Source organism: Clostridium pabulibutyricum, assembly GCF_058242705.1.
The window spans coordinates 263,150-281,076 of record NZ_JBZAYZ010000003.1; the positions used below are offsets into that span (position 1 = coordinate 263,150).

12 protein-coding genes, 1 tRNA gene, 2 rRNA genes and 1 riboswitch are annotated in these 17,927 nt (G+C 38.9%); of the genes, 4 read left to right on the plus strand and 11 right to left on the minus strand.

Going from position 1 to position 17,927, the window contains the following annotated elements; translation table 11 throughout:
• Nucleotides 1–98 precede the first annotated feature (98 nt).
• Nucleotides 99–206: riboswitch (SAM riboswitch) on the plus strand.
• A gap of 132 nt (nt 207–338) precedes the next feature.
• A complete protein-coding gene (gene metA, locus AC4CVH_RS06385; RefSeq protein WP_490786913.1) occupies nt 339–1,256 on the plus strand; it encodes a homoserine O-acetyltransferase MetA in 918 nt (305 codons plus the stop codon).
• 62 nt (nt 1,257–1,318) lie between these two features.
• Here metA and AC4CVH_RS06390 read toward each other — a convergent pair whose 3' ends face one another.
• From AC4CVH_RS06390 to AC4CVH_RS06400, 3 genes are all read right to left on the minus strand, one after another.
• A complete protein-coding gene (locus tag AC4CVH_RS06390) occupies nt 1,319–2,317 on the minus strand; it encodes an isocitrate/isopropylmalate dehydrogenase family protein (protein ID WP_490786914.1) in 999 nt (332 codons plus the stop codon).
• A gap of 21 nt (nt 2,318–2,338) precedes the next feature.
• Nucleotides 2,339–4,261 carry an aconitate hydratase gene (locus AC4CVH_RS06395; protein ID WP_490786915.1) on the minus strand — a complete coding sequence of 641 codons (1,923 nt, stop codon included), beginning with the start codon at nt 4,259–4,261 and terminating at the stop codon, nt 2,339–2,341.
• An 81-nt stretch (nt 4,262–4,342) separates the two neighbouring features.
• The gene (locus AC4CVH_RS06400) at nt 4,343–5,692 is read right to left on the minus strand and encodes a hydroxymethylglutaryl-CoA lyase-like TIM-barrel protein (RefSeq protein WP_490786916.1); all 1,350 of its coding nucleotides are present in this window, start codon (nt 5,690–5,692) and stop codon (nt 4,343–4,345) included.
• Between the two features lie 378 nt (nt 5,693–6,070).
• On the opposite strand from AC4CVH_RS06400, the gene AC4CVH_RS06405 reads away from it, so the two are divergent.
• Both AC4CVH_RS06405 and AC4CVH_RS06410 read left to right on the plus strand, forming a co-directional pair.
• Nucleotides 6,071–6,793, plus strand: coding sequence for a lysophospholipid acyltransferase family protein (locus AC4CVH_RS06405; RefSeq protein ID WP_490786917.1), 723 nt, complete (start codon nt 6,071–6,073; stop codon nt 6,791–6,793).
• Nucleotides 6,794–6,816: 23 nt separating this feature from the next.
• On the plus strand, nt 6,817–7,674 hold the full coding sequence (locus AC4CVH_RS06410) for a ComEC/Rec2 family competence protein (RefSeq protein WP_490786918.1): 858 nt from the start codon (nt 6,817–6,819) through the stop codon (nt 7,672–7,674).
• 87 nt (nt 7,675–7,761) lie between these two features.
• Here AC4CVH_RS06410 and AC4CVH_RS06415 read toward each other — a convergent pair whose 3' ends face one another.
• From AC4CVH_RS06415 to AC4CVH_RS06435, 5 genes are all read right to left on the minus strand, one after another.
• On the minus strand, nt 7,762–9,060 hold the full coding sequence (locus AC4CVH_RS06415) for a CitMHS family transporter (protein ID WP_490786919.1): 1,299 nt from the start codon (nt 9,058–9,060) through the stop codon (nt 7,762–7,764).
• Nucleotides 9,061–9,156: 96 nt separating this feature from the next.
• The gene (locus tag AC4CVH_RS06420) at nt 9,157–10,338 is read right to left on the minus strand and encodes a CaiB/BaiF CoA transferase family protein (protein WP_490786920.1); all 1,182 of its coding nucleotides are present in this window, start codon (nt 10,336–10,338) and stop codon (nt 9,157–9,159) included.
• A gap of 22 nt (nt 10,339–10,360) precedes the next feature.
• Nucleotides 10,361–10,678, minus strand: a complete 318-nt coding sequence (locus AC4CVH_RS06425; RefSeq protein WP_490786921.1) for an AtuA-related protein — start codon at nt 10,676–10,678, stop codon at nt 10,361–10,363.
• Nucleotide 10,679: 1 nt separating this feature from the next.
• Nucleotides 10,680–12,038, minus strand: a complete 1,359-nt coding sequence (locus tag AC4CVH_RS06430; RefSeq protein WP_490786922.1) for an acyclic terpene utilization AtuA family protein — start codon at nt 12,036–12,038, stop codon at nt 10,680–10,682.
• Between the two features lie 146 nt (nt 12,039–12,184).
• Nucleotides 12,185–13,597 (minus strand): sigma-54 interaction domain-containing protein, encoded by a 1,413-nt coding sequence (locus AC4CVH_RS06435; RefSeq protein ID WP_490786923.1) that lies wholly within the window; start codon nt 13,595–13,597, stop codon nt 12,185–12,187.
• A 143-nt stretch (nt 13,598–13,740) separates the two neighbouring features.
• Between AC4CVH_RS06435 and AC4CVH_RS06440 the strand changes: the two genes are divergently transcribed.
• On the plus strand, nt 13,741–14,640 hold the full coding sequence (locus tag AC4CVH_RS06440; protein WP_490786924.1) for a DMT family transporter: 900 nt from the start codon (nt 13,741–13,743) through the stop codon (nt 14,638–14,640).
• Between the two features lie 59 nt (nt 14,641–14,699).
• On the opposite strand, the gene AC4CVH_RS06445 is transcribed toward AC4CVH_RS06440, so the two are convergent.
• The 3 genes from AC4CVH_RS06445 to AC4CVH_RS06455 form a co-directional block, all read right to left on the minus strand.
• Nucleotides 14,700–14,774: transfer RNA gene (locus AC4CVH_RS06445), tRNA-Asn, on the minus strand.
• 7 nt (nt 14,775–14,781) lie between these two features.
• Nucleotides 14,782–14,898 (minus strand): 5S ribosomal RNA (rrf, locus tag AC4CVH_RS06450).
• A 62-nt stretch (nt 14,899–14,960) separates the two neighbouring features.
• Nucleotides 14,961–17,848, minus strand: a 23S ribosomal RNA gene (locus AC4CVH_RS06455).
• Nucleotides 17,849–17,927 lie beyond the last annotated feature (79 nt).

Consider the following 17,927-nt stretch of genomic DNA (forward strand, 5'->3'; position numbering starts at 1 on the left):
GAAAAATATCCGGCCCGTATTAAAACTTGAAATCCTGCTCAACGCCTCTCCTTGACAATAATAATATTATAGTATATCATATTTATTAATTAAATATAGTCTTATCAAGAGTGGCAGAGGGACTGGCCCAATGATGCCCGACAACCAGCATTTTTCATTTGAATGCACGGTGTTAATTCCTACAGATTATTTCTGAAAGATAAGAAAAATAGTTTTAACCGAAAGTTGTTTTTCTTATAGAAGGACAGCCTTTTATTTTTTTATGACTATTTTCCATACTCGTAGCTTGAAATAAGACTCTTATTTGATAATGCTATTATTTGTAAAGGATGAGTTTGATGCCAATAAATATACCCAATGACTTACCAGCCAGTAAAACATTGAAGTCTGAAAACATATTTGTAATGAACGAAGATCGTGCAACAAGACAAGACATAAGACCTCTCAACATAGTAATATTAAATCTTATGCCGGTTAAAACCGTCACTGAAACACAAATTTTACGGCTCCTTGGAAATTCACCTCTTCAGGTTGACATAACTTTGATGTATCCAAGATCCCACAGTCCAAAAAACACTTCGGAAGAATATTTATTTAAATACTACGAAACTTTTGATGAAGTAAAGTACAGAAAATTTGACGGTATGATAATAACCGGAGCCCCTGTGGAAAAGCTTGATTTTGAAGATGTAGACTATTGGGATGAACTTGCCAAAATCATGGACTGGTCCTTGATGAATGCATACTCTACACTTCACATATGCTGGGGTGCACAGGCAGGATTATACCATCATTTTGGCATTCCAAAATATCCGCTGGATAAAAAGATATTTGGTGTTTTTGAACATACCATAAATAAAAAAAATATAAGACTTCTAAGAGGATTTGACGACATATTCTGGGCACCGCATTCAAGGCATACCTACAACAAACGCGAGGATGTCGAAAAAATTCCGGAACTTCAGATATTATCCGAATCCAAAGAAGCCGGAATGTATATAATAGCTACAAAGGGCGGACGCCAGATATTCGTTACAGGTCATTCAGAGTATGACACAATGACTTTAAAATCAGAATACGACAGAGATCTAAATTCAAACCTCAAAGTAGACATTCCAAAACACTATTTTCCTAATGATGACATGTCGAAAACCCCATTGTCAAGATGGAAAGGTCATGCAAACCTTCTGTTTTTAAACTGGCTAAACTACTATGTATATCAAGAAACACCTTATGATTTGAACAAACTTATGTAAATATAAAGAAACCACAGGTTCCAATAAAAATTGAAGCTCTGCGGTTTCTTTCATATTATAATTTACAGTTTTGAAATTATTTCATCGGTAAACTCGGAAGTACTTGCATCTCCTCCAAGATCACATGTCAAAATTTTTCCTTCCTTCAAAACCGACTCAACTGCACTCTCTATCCTGGCTGCAGCTTCATTTTCACCAATATGTTTAAGCATCATTACAGATGAAAGAATTACAGCCGTAGGATTTGCCTTCCCCGTGCCTGCGATATCAGGTGCAGAACCATGAGCAGCTTCAAAAACCGCAGCATTTTCTCCTACATTGGCACCAGGTACAAGTCCAAGTCCGCCTATGAGACCGGAAGCCATATCAGAGAGAATGTCTCCGTATAAGTTCGGCATAACAAGTACATCATAATTTTCAGGATTCATAACAAGCTTCATGCTCATTGCATCTACTATAACATCTTCAAATTCGATATTTTTATATTCCTCTGCAATATCACGGGCAGTTCTTAAAAACAATCCATCTGAAAGTTTCATTATATTTGCTTTGTGAACTGCAGTAACTTTCCTTCTTCCATTTTTAACCGCATACTCAAATGCAGCTCTCACTATTCTCTCGCTGGCTTTTTTCGATATAATCTTTACACTCTGAGCTGTATCAGGATTTACCATAAACTCTATTCCTGCATATAAGTCTTCAGTATTTTCCCTGAATATCACAAGATTTACATTGTCATATCTTGTCTTTACACCATCATAGGTTTTTATAGGTCTTATATTAGCATACAAATTCAGACTTTTCCTGAGTGTAACATTTACACTTCTGAAACCCTTCCCTACAGGAGTTGTTACCGGTCCTTTAAGAGCAACCTTGTTTTTCTTTATATTTTCTATTATATGATCCGGTATTGGAGTACCATATTTGTCGAGCACTGCCGCTCCTGCCTCAAATATGTCCCATTCTATACAAGCTCCGCTTTCATCAACAACCTTCTTTGCAGCCATGCATACTTCCGGACCTATCCCATCACCTTTAATAAGAGTAATCCTATGTTTCATTTAAATGCCTCCAAACAATTTTTATCTGTAATGTTTCATCATATTCAAGAGTCCGCCGAATTTTATCATTTCCCTCTGTCTGTCTGTAACATCAAATATCATTTGATATTCCTCATTCTTTTTCTTGTCCTTTACAATTATTACATCTTTCTTTATCTGATCAAGTGCATTTTCCACAACAAGCTCATCCATTACATCTATCCTGTCATAATCGGATTCATTTTTAAAAACAAGTGCCATTATGCCGTTGTTTATCAAATTTGCCTTGTGAATCCTTGCAAAAGACTTTGCAAGTACCGCTTTTACTCCAAGATAAAGAGGTGCAAGAGCAGCATGTTCTCTGCTGGAACCCTGTCCGTAATTTATACCTCCAACAATAAATCCACCGCCATTTTCCTTTGCTTTCTTTGGAAAATCCTCATCACATGGTGTCAGGCAGTATTCCGCAAGATGAGGTATATTGGATCTGTATGGAAGCAGCTTTGCATTTGACGGCATTATATGGTCAGTAGTTATATTATCTGAAACCTTGGTAAGAACTTTTCCAGACACAATTTCCCCGCATGGTTTTGCCTTTGGAAAAGGCTTTATATTAGGTCCTCTTACAACTTCCACATTTTCTCCTCCATCACATGGAGCAACAATCATATTGTCCTTTACAAGAAAACTTTTAGGAAATTCTACACAAATCGGGTCTCCAATATCCCTTGGATCAGCAATATAGCCTTTAAGTGCTGAAGCTGCTGCGATTTCAGGACTTACGAGATATATCATTGCGGATTTCGTTCCGGATCTTCCCTCAAAATTCCTGTTGAATGTCCTCAAAGATACTGCATCTGTTGCTGGAGACTGTCCCATTCCTATACATGGTCCACAGGCACTTTCAAGAATTCTCGCACCTGCCTCCACCATTGAAGACAGAGCGCCGTTTTTGGCAATCATGTTAAGCACCTGCTTAGAACCTGGTGAGATTGTAAGTGATACATTCTCATTTACAGTCTTTCCATCAAGTATTTGTGCAACCTTCATCATATCCACATATGAGGAATTCGTACAGCTTCCAATACATACCTGATTCACCTTTATATCCTTAAGTTCTGAAACAGGCACTACCTTGTCAGGGCTATGTGGACAGGCAACCATAGGCTCAAGCTTAGATAAATCCATTTCCATCTCTTCATCATACACAGCATCGGAGTCAGGTTTTATATACGAAAAATCATCTTCTCTTCCCTGAGCTTTAAGAAAATCCCGAACTACATCATCACTTGGAAATATTGAAGTTGTGGCTCCAAGTTCAGCTCCCATATTTGTAATTGTAGCCCTTTCAGGCACTGAAAGTGTTTTTACTCCGTCACCGACATACTCGAATATCTTTCCAACTCCACCTTTTACAGTAAGCCTTCTAAGCATTTCTAGAATTATGTCTTTGGCAGTTACCCACGGTCCAAGCTTGCCCTTTAAATTTACCTTCACAATCTTCGGCATATTTATATAGTATTCTCCGCCTCCCATTGCAACAGCAACATCAAGTCCACCTGCACCTATTGCAAGCATTCCTATTCCTCCGCCTGTAGGAGTATGGCTGTCTGAACCGAGAAGGGTATCTCCCGGAACCGAAAATCTTTCAAGATTTACCTGATGACATATTCCATTTCCAGGTCTTGAAAAATAAATTCCATGCTTTTTGGCAACAGTTTGTATATACAAGTGATCATCTGCATTTTCAGGTCCCGATTGAAGTATATTGTGGTCTATATACGCCACCGACCTCTTTGTTTTTACCTTGTCTATCCCAAGAGCCTCAAATTGCAGATAGGCCATTGTACCCGTTGAATCCTGAGTCAAAGTCCTGTCTATCTTTATTGCTATTTCTTCCCCTGGTATCATTTTTCCTTTAACCAGATGGTTCTTTATTATCTTTTGTGCTGCATTCAATCCCATCTATATTCAATCCTCCATTATTTTAAAATACAAAATTTGCTTTAAGATTACATTAATTATATCAATTTATCCCTAACAGGTTCAACATGCTTTCTCTTCCTTTTTTTCAAGTACTTCCGGCATCAATTTCTTTACAAGAAGCTCCATTTCACTATTTCTTATTATGGTTGTCCTTCCCATCTTGTACTGGTCATCAACCCACTTTTTTATCGCAAGGACTCCTTCATCCCTTTTATCTATCTTATTTTCGCCCTTCAATTTATAATATTTATTTATCCATGCAGCAATACCTGCAAGACCCGAATATTGATTAACCTCTATTACAACTGGCCTCGACAATATCTTTTCAGTATTGAAAGCATTGTATATCTCCTCATCCTTAAGCATTCCGTCTGCATGAATTCCTGCTTTCGTCACATTGAACTGACTGCCTACAAAAGGCATCTTCGGATTTATATCATACCCTATAGTATTTTTGAAATAACCTGCCAGCTCGGTAATTACATGAAGATTCATGTTCTTTATGCCGCCTTTTATCTGCGCATACTGAAAAATCATAGCTTCCATAGGACAATTTCCCGTTCTCTCGCCAATTCCAAACAAAGTCGTATTTATAGACGATACCCCATACAACCAAGCCATCGTAGAGTTGTCCACAGCAGCATAAAAGTCATTGTGACCATGCCATTCCATGCATTCTTTTGGAACATTGCATATTGTTCTAAGTCCATGTACAAGTCCCTGCACACTTCTTGGTACTTCCGTCTGACCGTATGGAACACCTAATCCCAGGGTATCACACAACCTCACCTTTATCTTGATTCCCGACTGTCTTGATATTTCCATAAGCTTGTTTACCAGTGGAACAACAAATCCATAAAAATCAGCTCTTGTTATATCCTCAAGATGACATCTTGGCACTATTCCATTTTCAATTGCTTCCTGAGCTACGGAAATATACATATTCAAGGCTTCTTCCCTGGACATTTTAAGTTTTTTGAATATATGGTAGTCCGAACATGACATAAGCATTCCAGTCTCTTTTATCCCCATATCTTTTACAAGCTTGAAGTCCTTCTTGTTTGCCCTTATCCATGAGGTTATCTCTGGAAACCGATATCCTTTTTCCATACATTTTTCAACGGCCTTCCTGTCTTTCTCACTGTACAGAAAAAACTCGCTCTGTCTTATTATCCCCGAGTTATTGTCAAGTTCGTGAAGATAATCATATATTTTAACCATCTCTTCCAGAGTAAATGGCTCCATGGACTGCTGTCCATCCCTAAAAGTCGTATCAGTTATAAAAATGTCCTCTGGTACATCCATAGGAAGTTGTACACCATTAAACACTATCTTAGGAATTTCATCATATGGAAATATTTCTTTATATAAATTCGGCTCCTGTATATTCTCCAGTTTATAGTCATACATATGCTCCATCTCCTCCTCAATATTGGCACTATAAAAAATAATATAATTTTGCATTAAATTACACCCAATTATTCAATTTATGAATTTTATCTTTTTTCGTGCAATCATAAATTATTTGTATCAAAGCCCGTAAGTCCTTATCTTATATAGTATATTCAAGGCCTCTTAAAAATATCATGCTACCATTGTAACATTTTTAACATTTATAATCAAACAAAAAATTTTCTTATTTTTGATTGATTTTTATTAAAACTTTCATTTGCTTGTGTTAAATGATTTCAATTAAATATATTGGACTCTTGAGGCTCAATTTTATAGTATTGAATACATATATGATATAATAGGATAGTTAATAAAATCATTTTAGGAGGAATTACTATGTTAAGGAGTATATTTCTTTATTTTCTTCTCGTACTGTACATGTTTTATTCACTGTTTAAAAAAATAAAGCTTGAAAGATTAAAACGCAGTGGAACAGAGGAGGAAATTGAATCATATATATATAATTCTGTAAAAAGCTGGTCAAATTTCGTTATAAAAGCAATAGGTGCTGATATAACTGTAAGCGGATTGGAGAATATTCCAAAGGAGCCATGTCTGTTTGTATCCAACCATCAGGGATTTTTAGACATACCAATTATAATTTCAGTTATAAACAGAACCGTTGGTTTTATTGCAAAAAAAGAAATACAGAAGGTCAAGATAATAAGCTACTGGATGAAACAAATCAACTGCATATTTATCGACAGAAGCAACATACGTGCCTCTGTAAAATCAATAAACGAAGGTGCCAAAACAATCAAAGATGGTCACAGCATGATAATATTTCCAGAAGGTACAAGGAGCCGTGGACCTAAAATGGGTAATTTCAAAAAAGGCAGTCTAAAACTCGCACTTAAATCAATGTCTCCAATCGTACCTATTGCACTGGATGGAAGCTATAAATTAAGAGAAGGAAATCCTCACGGCAATTTAAAATCCGGAAGCGTCAAAGTAACGATATGCAATCCCATATATCCAAAAGATTTGTCAAAAGAGGAAAAGGATGCCCTTTCTCAAACAATACACGATAAAATAGAAGAATCACTGCAAAAGATATAAAACAAACAGGTGGTGACATATAAATGAAACATTTTAAAAAGCTGTCATGTACATTTCTAATTGCACTGTTTCTTGCATTTCCGCTTTCTTCATGCAGCAATACTGAAACTGCAACAAAAAATGTACCCAGTTCCGGACTCAAAGTGAGCTTTATAGATGTGGGACAGGGAGACAGTGAACTTATACAGGTAAACGGTAAAAATATTCTTATAGATTCAGGTCCCAACGACGGCAGGCAAAAACTTCTGAACTACCTTGAAGAACAAAACATAAAAAAATTAAACTATGTAATTGCAACCCATCCTGACGAGGATCACATAGGTAACATGGACGATGTAATAGACAAATATGATATAGAAACATTTATAGCTCCAAAGAAAGTATCAAATACACGCGCCTTCGAAAGTATGGCAGATTCACTCAAGAAAAAAAATATGAAAATAGATGTTCCAAAACCAACAGACGAACTTGACCTTGGAAAACAAACGAAAGCTGAGATTATTGCACCAAACAGCGAAAGTTATGCTGACACAAACAATTATTCTGTAGTTTTGAAAATAACCTATGGTGATACGCGTTTTCTATTTACAGGTGATGCTGAAAAGGAAAGCGAGTCTGAAATGCTTGAAAATGGATATGACTTGAAATCAGATGTACTTAAGGTAGGACATCACGGAAGCTCGACTTCCACCAGCGAAAAATTTCTAGACAAAGTTAATCCTGAAATAGCTGTAATAAGCTGTGGACGAGATAACAAATATGGTCATCCAAATAAAAAAACAGTAAACAGATTAAATAAAAAGAATATTAGAATATACCGTACCGACGTTGACGGCACAATAGTTTTGACAAGCAACGGGACTAAAATAAGCAGGCAATAATAATTCAATTTAACTAAAAATACGAAATTCTCCAATCCTCTGCGAGAAGGAGAATTTCGCCTTTTTTAGTTGTTTTTATAATTCAATTTATATATGAACAACTCCAATTATTACTGAGGTTATAAGCATTACAATAGTCACAGCAAAAGCATATGGAATTGTCTTTTTCTGATGTTCCCCAAGTTCGATTCCCGCAAGTGATATCAATAAAAATGTACCTCCTGTTAGCGGACTTACTGGAAATCCCATATTCATTTCTCCAAGGAATGCCGCCCTTGCAACTTCCACAGTTGGCACTCCAAAACTCTTTCCTGCTTCTGCAATTACAGGCAAAACTCCAAAATAAAATGAAGATGGATCAAATAGCAAACTTGCCGGCATTCCTATTATTCCTGTAATAACCGCTATATGCTGTCCAAGCGCATTTGGGATTACACTGACAAGCACATTTGCCATTGCCTTTATCATTCCAGTACCTGTCATAACTCCAACAAGAGCCCCCGTCGCAAATACTATTCCTGACATTAAAAGCGCTTCTTTTGCATGTGCATTTATTCTTTCTTTCTGATCTTTTGCATTAGGATAATTTATAATCAAAACTACAGCAAGAGCTACCATAAACGCAATAGCCGGTGTAATTTTACCTGATATTAAGACACCTATTGTTAAAAGTACGATTAAAACATTTACAATGAAAAGCTTTGGTCTTTCCACCCTGCTATCCCCGCTATCAAACTCCATATTCAAATCATCTATATTTGACAAACCAAGTTCACCAATTCTCTTTTTCTCTTTTAATGCAAGTCTGTAGTCTATAAACAATATAAATATCGCACCTACTATGAAAGGTATGATAAGAGGTGTCCAAAGTTCTCCCGTAGTCAATTTAAGCGCAACGGTACATCTTTGCGCCGTTCCCGCCCATGGTTCAGTATTCATGAGTCCCGCACTCAATGCAACTACAGTGGCCAGTGTAGTCCTTTTCATTCCAACTGCATCGAACAATGGCATCATGGCTGGAATTGCTATTAAAAAAGTAACTGCACCATTTCCATCAAGATGCACCATCATTGCCAGTATTCCGGTACCCATTACTATTTTTACAGGATCTTTTCCGACTATTTTGAAAATTTTCCTGATTATAGGCTTCAAGGTTCCTGTATCAATTATAATTCCAAAGAAAAGGGTTGCAAAAATAAACATTGTTCCCATAGGAGCCACATCCAGAATACCATCAACTATAAACTTGCTGGTTTTTCCACCAAATCCAGACAATATACACGTGATAACCGGAATTATTATAAGTGCAGGTATAGGATCCATTTTATTCTTCATTATCAATATAACCGCAGAACCTACAGTTATAAAACCAAGTAAAGCTATCATTAGCAACTCTCCTTTATCTATTTATGCAAAATTCGATTGTAATAGGCACAAAAGAAGTACCTATTACAGCAAATTTCATTTTTTAACTACCTGAATCTATTTCTGATTATTAAAATAATTTATATCTTCCTCATTCATGCAAAGAAGCTTACCAAGTACCTCATCATTGTCTCTGCCAAGGATTGGAGCCTTTTTGTAATCCATATGATCGGACTCCATGAATTTAATCGGGCATCCTGTTATTTTCATTTTTCCTTCTATAGGATGTTCTATTTCGCATATCATTTCTCTTTCTTTTACATTCTTGTCGTTTACTACCCTGTCAATAGTATTTATAGGCGCACACGGAACTTTATAGGATTGAAGAATTTCTATTATTTCGTCTATTTTATGGAGTTTTGTCCAATCTGTAACAATCTTGTTTAATTCCTCATGTCCCTTTACCCTGTCTTTATTCAACTTGAACCTTTCAATCTCAAGGAGATCTTCTCTTCCCACTCCCCTGCAAAATTTCTGCCATATAGAATCATTCCCAACGGCAATAACAACCCATCCGTCTTTTGCCTTAAAAGAATCATATGGATATATAAATTCGTAACGATTTCCAATGGGCTTCGGTATCCTGTTTTCAACCATGTATATTTCAGTTATAGTTTCCATCGCACTTACAGAACAATCAACCAGTCCCACATCAACCCTGTCACCTTCGTTATGAAAATTCTTTTTCTGAAGCCCCGCAAGAATACCTATGCAGCAGTTGAGTCCGGCAAGAACATCACCTATTGCAGTACCTGTTCTTGTAGGTGGAGAATCAGGCCATCCTGTAACACTCATCATCCCACTCATCGCTTGTGCTATAACGTCATATCCAGGAAGCTTTCTATAAGGACCTGTCTGTCCAAATCCTGAAATTGATGCATAAATTATCTTTGGATTTACTTCCTTTACAGCTTTATATGAAAATCCAAGCTTATCCATGGTACCAGGTTTAAAATTTTCAACTACTACGTCTGATATTTTCAACAATTCAAATAATACTTTCTTTGCCTTTGGATCTTTCAAGTTTAAAGATATACTTTTCTTATTTCTGTTCAAATTTGCAAAATATGCACTTATTCCTTTTTGGAAAGGAGGGTATGTCCTACTATCATCACCTTTTTCAGGTTGTTCTATCTTTATAACCTCGGCACCCATATCAGCCAGAAGCATGGTGCAATATGGTCCCGATAAAACACGAGTTAAATCAACAACACGTATGCCATTAAGCGGTTTCGTCATATAAAATCATTCCCTTTCTATTTTATTCGTCAAGATTGATTTCAAATCTGAGCAATGCAGCCTCCATGCATTTTCCAAGTGTATCAAGTCTTAAAGAACGAGTTGCTCCTCCGTCAAGTGCATGATGAAGAACAAAGTTAAATCCATAGAGCTGAGGAATATCATATCTTATTACATCCCCCTTTACAATTCCGCTGTAATGTTTCTTTACAGCTTCGGGAGTTAGCTGCTTTTTCATAGCATCATAATATTTAGGATCTCTTGCAAATATACAAACATTTTCTGTATCACTTTTATCTCCTGATCTTCCATGGGCTATATCCTTTAATTTAACTATCATACTATTTTACCTCCTCTACATGAGCTTCAAGTTTAACTGCATCCCTTGGGATAAGTGTAGGCCAAAGTGCAAATACCTCTGCCGGTCTTGTCCTTCCTCCAAAAAAGCAGGATGCTGGTGGTCCATTTAAAATAAAAGGTGCAATTTCAGGTGTCAATTTACTTGCTTCTTCCTTCGTTTTTGTCTTTATTGCAATCCTCAGTACAACCTCGTTTAATTCCTGTTTTATTTCATCTGCAAGAGGTCCGTGAAGCGAATTCAAACCTACAAACTCAACTCTCTTCTCTATAGCATCAAGCTTTTTATTCGCAAGCCTGTCACCCAATATTTTTGCCGCCCTCTTTGCCTTGTCAAGAGCATCCGGCCAGCTAAAAGGAAGATATGCAACATTTCTGTATCCTTCTGTATATCCGACACAAAGCTTCAATGTATCAGGCCTCTCATGACCTTTCACACCTTCAACCAAAACTCTGTCCTTGCCGATCTGTTTTAAATTTATTTCACTGAAATCGGCTACAACGTCAGGTGTAAGATACTTTTTAGGATCGTGTATTTCATAGAAAAGCTGCTCTTCTATCGACTCAACAGTTACAAGTCCTCCTGTGTCCTTTGTTTTCGTCATTATTATCTTTCCAGGCTCACTTACCTCCGCTATAGGATAACCTAGATCCTCTGGATTAGGTACTCCTCTCCAGTCATAATCATAATTTCCTCCTGTTGCCTGAGCTCCACACTCTGAAAGATGTCCTGTCAAAATTCCTGTTGCCAGAGAATCCCACTGACCTTTTTTCCATCCAAATTCATGTTCCAGAGGTCCAAGAAACAAAGCAGTATCTGTAGAGCGTCCTACTATTACTATATCAGCACCGCCTTCAAGGCACTCCACTATCGGTTCAGATCCATAATATACATTTGCATTTACCATATGAGGCAATATTGAATCTATACACTCTCCAGTGTCCATATTACTCATGGATATTCCCTGTTTTCTGAGTTCAGGTATTATATCCATTACATCATCGCCCAAAACATAACCCACTTTCAAATCATATCCGGATTCCTTGATTATATGTTTTGCAGCCTCCACTGCAGCCTTTACATTCATACCTCCTGCATTCGTTAAGACCTTTATTCCCTTTTCCTTGATCATAGGAAGCATTTCTTTTAACGCCTTTATAAAATCCCTGGCATATCCTGCTTCCGGATGACGTTCCTTCTGTCTCTGCATTATTGATAAAGTAAGCTCGGCCAAATAATCACATGCAATATAATCTACATTGTCCTTTTTTGCCATTTCTATCGGAGCATCATTGAGGTCACCCCAAAAACCCTGTGCCCCTCCAATTCTTACTGTTTTCATGTATTCACCCTCTTCGTAAAATATGTGATCTATCCATCACTTAAACAATCAGCAAATTGCATGCCAAAAAAACAATGCCCTCTCAGGGGCACAATAGGGTGAATAAGTTGTATACGTTGTATATAGTTATATACAACGTATACATATTATCTAGTATACATATTGGGATTTATATTATATATCTTTAATTTTTTATAAAAAGTTCTTCTGCACATGCCAAGCTTTCTCATCGCGTCACTTCTATTCCCCTTAGATTTTCTCAGCTGATTCGTTATTTCCTGTCTTTCCACATTTGATATCTTGTATTTCAAATTGCCTTCATTATGTATACAATCTTTTTTACTTTCTTTGGATTTTCTTATATCCTCAGGAAAATCACAAGGCTCTATAAGACTTTTTTGACAAATTATTACGCAATATTCAATACAGCTTTGGAGCTGTCTGACATTTCCCTTCCACTCATTATCAAGCAGTATCTTCAAGGCGTCTTTCGATATTGCAAGTTTCTTGTTGTATTTTTTTCCATATAGTTCTGTAAAATATTCTGCAAGAATAATTATATCCCTGCCTCTTTCTCTAAGGGGAGGAATCTTTATTTTGAATGTATTCAATCTAAAATATAAATCTTCCCTGAACTTTCCGTCTTTTACCATGGATTTCAGATCCCTGTTCGTAGCAGCTATTATCCTAACATCAACAAATTTTACATTGTTGGAACCAATTTTTTGAATTTCACCTGATTGAAGAACCCTTAAAAGTTTAGCCTGCATGAAAAGCGGCATCTCACCTATTTCATCGAGAAATATTGTACCTTTGTTCGCCATTTCAAACTTTCCTATCTTTCCACCTTTCTGTGCACCCGTAAATGAGCCCTCCACATATCCAAACAATTCACTTTCAAACAAATTTTCCGGAATCGCAGAACAATTAATACTTACAAAAGGCACATTTCTTTTATTATTGGCTTTTACTACTGCATTTACTATAACTTCCTTTCCCACACCGCTTTCACCTTCTATCAAAACAGTTGCATCAGTTGGTGCAACTATCGATGCCAACTTGAGGCAATCCATAAACTTGGGACTGTTTCCTATAATATGTGAAAAACTCTTTGGAAAATTCTTATGAGGTTTAATACTGTCATTATATATAATCCCGGTTAACTTCCTTACATCCTTCAGCTCCTTATTCAATGTGGATATTTCAGTAATATCTTTAAAAACCGATATTGCACCAAGAAGCTGACCGTCTATAATTATAGGATTTATATTGACCACAATTTCTTTTCCTATACTTCTAACCTTTGCAAGAGTATTTATCTTCGATTTTTTTTCCTTTAAACTTTTTAAAATTACAGCTCCCGGCTCTATTTCACTAACAAACTTGTCCAGTACCTTGTCTTTAGAAACATTTAAAATTTTAGAATACGCTTCATTCACATATATTATTTTAGAATTCTTATCTACTATCACAATACCATCATGAATGTGTTCTATAGCCATCAAAAACATATACATGTTTTTCTTATTCTTGATGATTTTCATTATATCTGATTCCAAATAAACACCCCCATAACAAGTAACTACATACTATTATAATGACATTTTTATAACAATTTTTCAAGAAAACCATTTAAACGTCAAAAATCAACTGCTATAATATTATCTGTATAAATACCAAACAGAATAGCGAGGACAGACATATGAATAATCAAATAGCAGTAAGACCAAGGATGAAAGGCATATATTTGGTTGCAACTTCTTCAATGCTATGGGGTATATCCGGCCCTACGGCACAATACCTTTTCCAGAATCAAATGATAAACACAGAATGGCTCACAGATACAAGACTGCTCATGTCAGGAATAATATTTCTTATTATTTTGTATATTAAAAAGGGCCCGGATATCTTTAATATATGGAAATCCAAGCTTGGAAGACGAGACCTTGTACTTTTCAGCACACTTGGGCTTATAGGAACACAGTATGGATATTTTGCCACAGTAAAATACGGAAATGCCGCCACTGCAACAATACTCCAGTATTTAAATCCAGTAATAATACTAATTTATTTTTCAATTCATTCAAAAAAATTTCCAACTTTAAAAGAATGCATTTCAATAGGACTTGCTCTTATTGGTACATTTTTTATAATAAGCAATGGAAACCTTCATTCTCTTGCAATATCAAAATATGCTTTATTCTGGGGAATACTTTCAGCTTTTTCAGCTGCATTTTATATAGTACAACCAGAACATATAATCAAGGAATGGGGGTGTGACATAGTCCTTGGATGGGGGATGTTCCTCGGAGGACTGTTTTTCAGTTTTGTACATCCTGTATGGAAAATAGAAGGCAACTACAACTTGGCCTCTATTACAGCCATTTCATTTGTAATTATATTTGGTACTTTACTTTCCTTCTACTGGTATTTGTCAAGTACAAAATATATAGCGGCTTATGAAACAGGAATATTATCATGCATTGAACCACTTTCAGCCACCATTATATCAATAGTATGCCTGAATATACCTTTTGGAACATTTGACATAATGGGAGGAATTTGTATCATAAGCACAGTACTTATACTTGCAAAAAAATAAATTAGAGCAGACTATTTAAGTCTGCTCTGTAATTTCTTTATAAGTTCAAAAAATAAAAATGGCTCCGTGGAGAGGGCTCGAACCTCCAACCCTTCGGTTAACAGCCGAATGCTCAACCATTGAGCTACCACGGAACAACTTACCTGGCGGTTACCTATCCTCCCACAAGGCCTCCCCTGCAGTACTTTCGGCACTATGAAGCTTAACCTGCCTGTTCGGAATGGGAAAGGGTGTTGCCTTCACGTCATTGCCGCCAGATTATGTAGTTTTCAAGGGATCATTCTATTCCCTGAAAATTGCACAGCAGTATCATAATTTATTTGGTCAAGCCCTCGACCTATTAGTATCAGTCAGCTTAACATGTCACCATGCTTACACCTCTGACCTATCAACCTCGTGTTCTTCAAGGGGTCTTACCAGCTTACGCTGTGGGAAATCTAATCTTGAGGTGGGCTTCACACTTAGATGCTTTCAGCGTTTATCCCTTCCCGACATAGCTACCCAGCTGTGCTCCTGGCGGAGCAACTGGTGCACCAGAGGTCAGTCCATCCCGGTCCTCTCGTACTAAGGACAGCTCCTCTCAAATTTCCTGCGCCCGCGACGGATAGGGACCGAACTGTCTCACGACGTTCTGAACCCAGCTCGCGTGCCGCTTTAATGGGCGAACAGCCCAACCCTTGGGACCTACTTCAGCCCCAGGATGCGACGAGCCGACATCGAGGTGCCAAACCTCCCCGTCGATGTGGACTCTTGGGGGAGATCAGCCTGTTATCCCCGAGGTAGCTTTTATCCGTTGAGCGATGGCCCTCCCACGAGGTACCACCGGATCACTAAGCCCGACTTTCGTCCCTGCTCCACCTGTATGTGTCGCAGTCAGGCTCCCTTATGCCTTTGCGCTCTTCGAAGGATTTCCGACCCTTCTGAGGGAACCTTTGGGCGCCTCCGTTACTCTTTTGGAGGCGACCGCCCCAGTCAAACTGCCTGCCTAACAATGTCCCGTGACCAGGTGATGGCCGCCGGTTAGAATTCCAGTACTGTCAGGGTGGTATCCCAAGGATGGCTCCGCCAAGGCTAGCGCCCTGGTTTCCATGCCTCCCACCTATCCTGTACAGACAATACCGAAACTCAATGCTAAACTGCAGTAAAGCTCTACGGGGTCTTTCCGTCCAATCGCGGGTAGCAAGCATCTTCACTTGCACTACAATTTCGCCGGATTTGTTGTCGAGACAGTGCTCAAATCATTACGCCATTCGTGCGGGTCGGAACTTACCCGACAAGGAATTTCGCTACCTTAGGACCGTTATAGTTACGGCCGCCGTTTACTGGGGCTTAAGTTCATACCTTCGCCTTGCGGCTTAGTATTCCCCTTAACCTTCCAGCACCGGGCAGGCGTCAGCCCCTATACTTCAGCTTTCGCTTTAGCAGAGACCTGTGTTTTTGATAAACAGTTGCTTGAGCCTATTCTCTGCGGCCCCTTTCGGGGCACTCCTTATCCCTAAGTTACGGAGTTAATTTGCCTAGTTCCTTAACAACAATTCTTCCGATGGTCTTAGGATTCTCTCCTCACCTACCTGTGTCGGTTTGCGGTACGGGCGCAGCCCTGCTCCATAGAGACTTTTCTTGGCAGCGTGAAATCGGATACTTCTCCAAAATTGGATCCCTGTAACACCCCAGCATTGATAGAGCGGATTTTCCAGCTCTACCTGCCTCAGTGCTTAGACACACATCCAACAGTGTGCACATCCTATCCTTCTGCGTCATCCCATCTGTCAAACGCATGACTGCGGTATCGGAATATCAACCGATTGTCCATCGCCTACGCCTTTCGGCCTCGGCTTAGGTCCCGACTAACCCTGGGCGGACGAACCTTCCCCAGGAAACCTTAGGTCTTCGACCAATAAGATTCTCACTTATTTCTCGCTACTTATGCCAGCATACTCTCTCCTGTACAGTCCACAACTCCTTCCGGTGCTGCTTCAATCCGTACAGGATGCTCCTCTACCACCCTTTCGGGTCCATAGCTTCGGTGGTAAGTTTTAGCCCCGGACATTTTCGGCGCAGGACCTCTTGACTAGTGAGCTGTTACGCACTCTTTAAATGAGTGGCTGCTTCTGAGCCAACATCCTAGTTGTCTTAGAAATCCCACATCCTTTTCCACTTAACTTACACTTTGGGACCTTAGCTGATGATCTGGGCTGTTTCCCTTTTGACTACGGACCTTATCATTCGCAGTCTGACTGCCGTGATTCAAGTATATGGCATTCGGAGTTTGATAGGGTTCGGTAACTGTTGTCAGCCCCTATCCCATTCAGTGCTCTACCTCCACTACTCATTCACGACGCTAGCCCTAAAGCTATTTCGAGGAGAACCAGCTATCTCCGAGTTCGATTGGAATTTCTCCGCTATCCACAGCTCATCCCATGGTTTTTCAACACCAACGTGGTTCGGTCCTCCACGGAATTTTACTTCCGCTTCAACCTGGCCATGGATAGGTCACTCGGTTTCGGGTCTACAGCATGCAACTTCCCGCCCTATTAAGACTCGGTTTCCCTCCGGCTCCGCACCTTAAGTGCTTAACCTTGCTGCATACCGTAACTCGCTGGCTCGTTCTACAAAAAGCACATCGTCGCACGTTAAAGTGCTTCGATCGGTTGTGGACACACGGTTTCAGGTTCTATTTCACTCCCCTTCCGGGGTTCTTTTCACCTTTCCCTCACGGTACTGCTTCACTATCGGTCACCAGGTAGTATTTAGCCTTAGGAGGTGGTCCTCCCTCATTCCCACAAGGTTTCTCGTGTCTCGTGGTACTCTGGTACGGACTCGGATTTTTCGGCTTTCGCCTACAGGGCTTTTACCTTCTTTGGCGGAGCCTTCCAGCTCTCTTCAACTTTCCTATTATCCGGTTATGTCCGCCCGAACCCCAGGAACAAGTTCCTGGTTTGGGCTCTTTCCCTTTCGCTCGCCGCTACTTAGAAAATCGATTTTTCTTTCTCTTCCTCCGGGTACTTAGATGTTTCAGTTCCCCGGGTTTACCTCTCTCATACTATTTATTCATATGACAGTGCAGTGCTCCCACTGCGGGTTTCCCCATTCGGAAATCTTCGGTTCACAGACTATTTGCGTCTACCCGAAGCTTATCGCAGCTTATCACGTCCTTCGTCGGCTCCTGGTGCCAAGGCATTCACCATGTGCCCTTTGTAGCTTGACCTTTTCATCTATCTACAAAGGTTATTTTATAACCTTAGCTTGTATCTAGTATATATAAGCCTACGGCTTAACTATACATA

What these genes read in the sequence shown, in the direction of transcription:
- AC4CVH_RS06415 (WP_490786919.1), bottom strand. Translation starts at nt 9,060, where the DNA reads ATGATAGCTTTACTTGGTTTTATAACTGTAGGTTCTGCGGTTATATTG.
- metA (WP_490786913.1), top strand. Translation starts at nt 339, where the DNA reads ATGCCAATAAATATACCCAATGACTTACCAGCCAGTAAAACATTGAAG.
- AC4CVH_RS06440 (WP_490786924.1), top strand. Translation starts at nt 13,741, where the DNA reads ATGAATAATCAAATAGCAGTAAGACCAAGGATGAAAGGCATATATTTG.
- AC4CVH_RS06405 (WP_490786917.1), top strand. Translation starts at nt 6,071, where the DNA reads ATGTTAAGGAGTATATTTCTTTATTTTCTTCTCGTACTGTACATGTTT.
- AC4CVH_RS06425 (WP_490786921.1), bottom strand. Translation starts at nt 10,678, where the DNA reads ATGATAGTTAAATTAAAGGATATAGCCCATGGAAGATCAGGAGATAAA.
- AC4CVH_RS06395 (WP_490786915.1), bottom strand. Translation starts at nt 4,261, where the DNA reads ATGGGATTGAATGCAGCACAAAAGATAATAAAGAACCATCTGGTTAAA.
- AC4CVH_RS06400 (WP_490786916.1), bottom strand. Translation starts at nt 5,692, where the DNA reads ATGTATGACTATAAACTGGAGAATATACAGGAGCCGAATTTATATAAA.
- AC4CVH_RS06430 (WP_490786922.1), bottom strand. Translation starts at nt 12,038, where the DNA reads ATGAAAACAGTAAGAATTGGAGGGGCACAGGGTTTTTGGGGTGACCTC.
- AC4CVH_RS06390 (WP_490786914.1), bottom strand. Translation starts at nt 2,317, where the DNA reads ATGAAACATAGGATTACTCTTATTAAAGGTGATGGGATAGGTCCGGAA.
- AC4CVH_RS06420 (WP_490786920.1), bottom strand. Translation starts at nt 10,338, where the DNA reads ATGACGAAACCGCTTAATGGCATACGTGTTGTTGATTTAACTCGTGTT.
- AC4CVH_RS06410 (WP_490786918.1), top strand. Translation starts at nt 6,817, where the DNA reads ATGAAACATTTTAAAAAGCTGTCATGTACATTTCTAATTGCACTGTTT.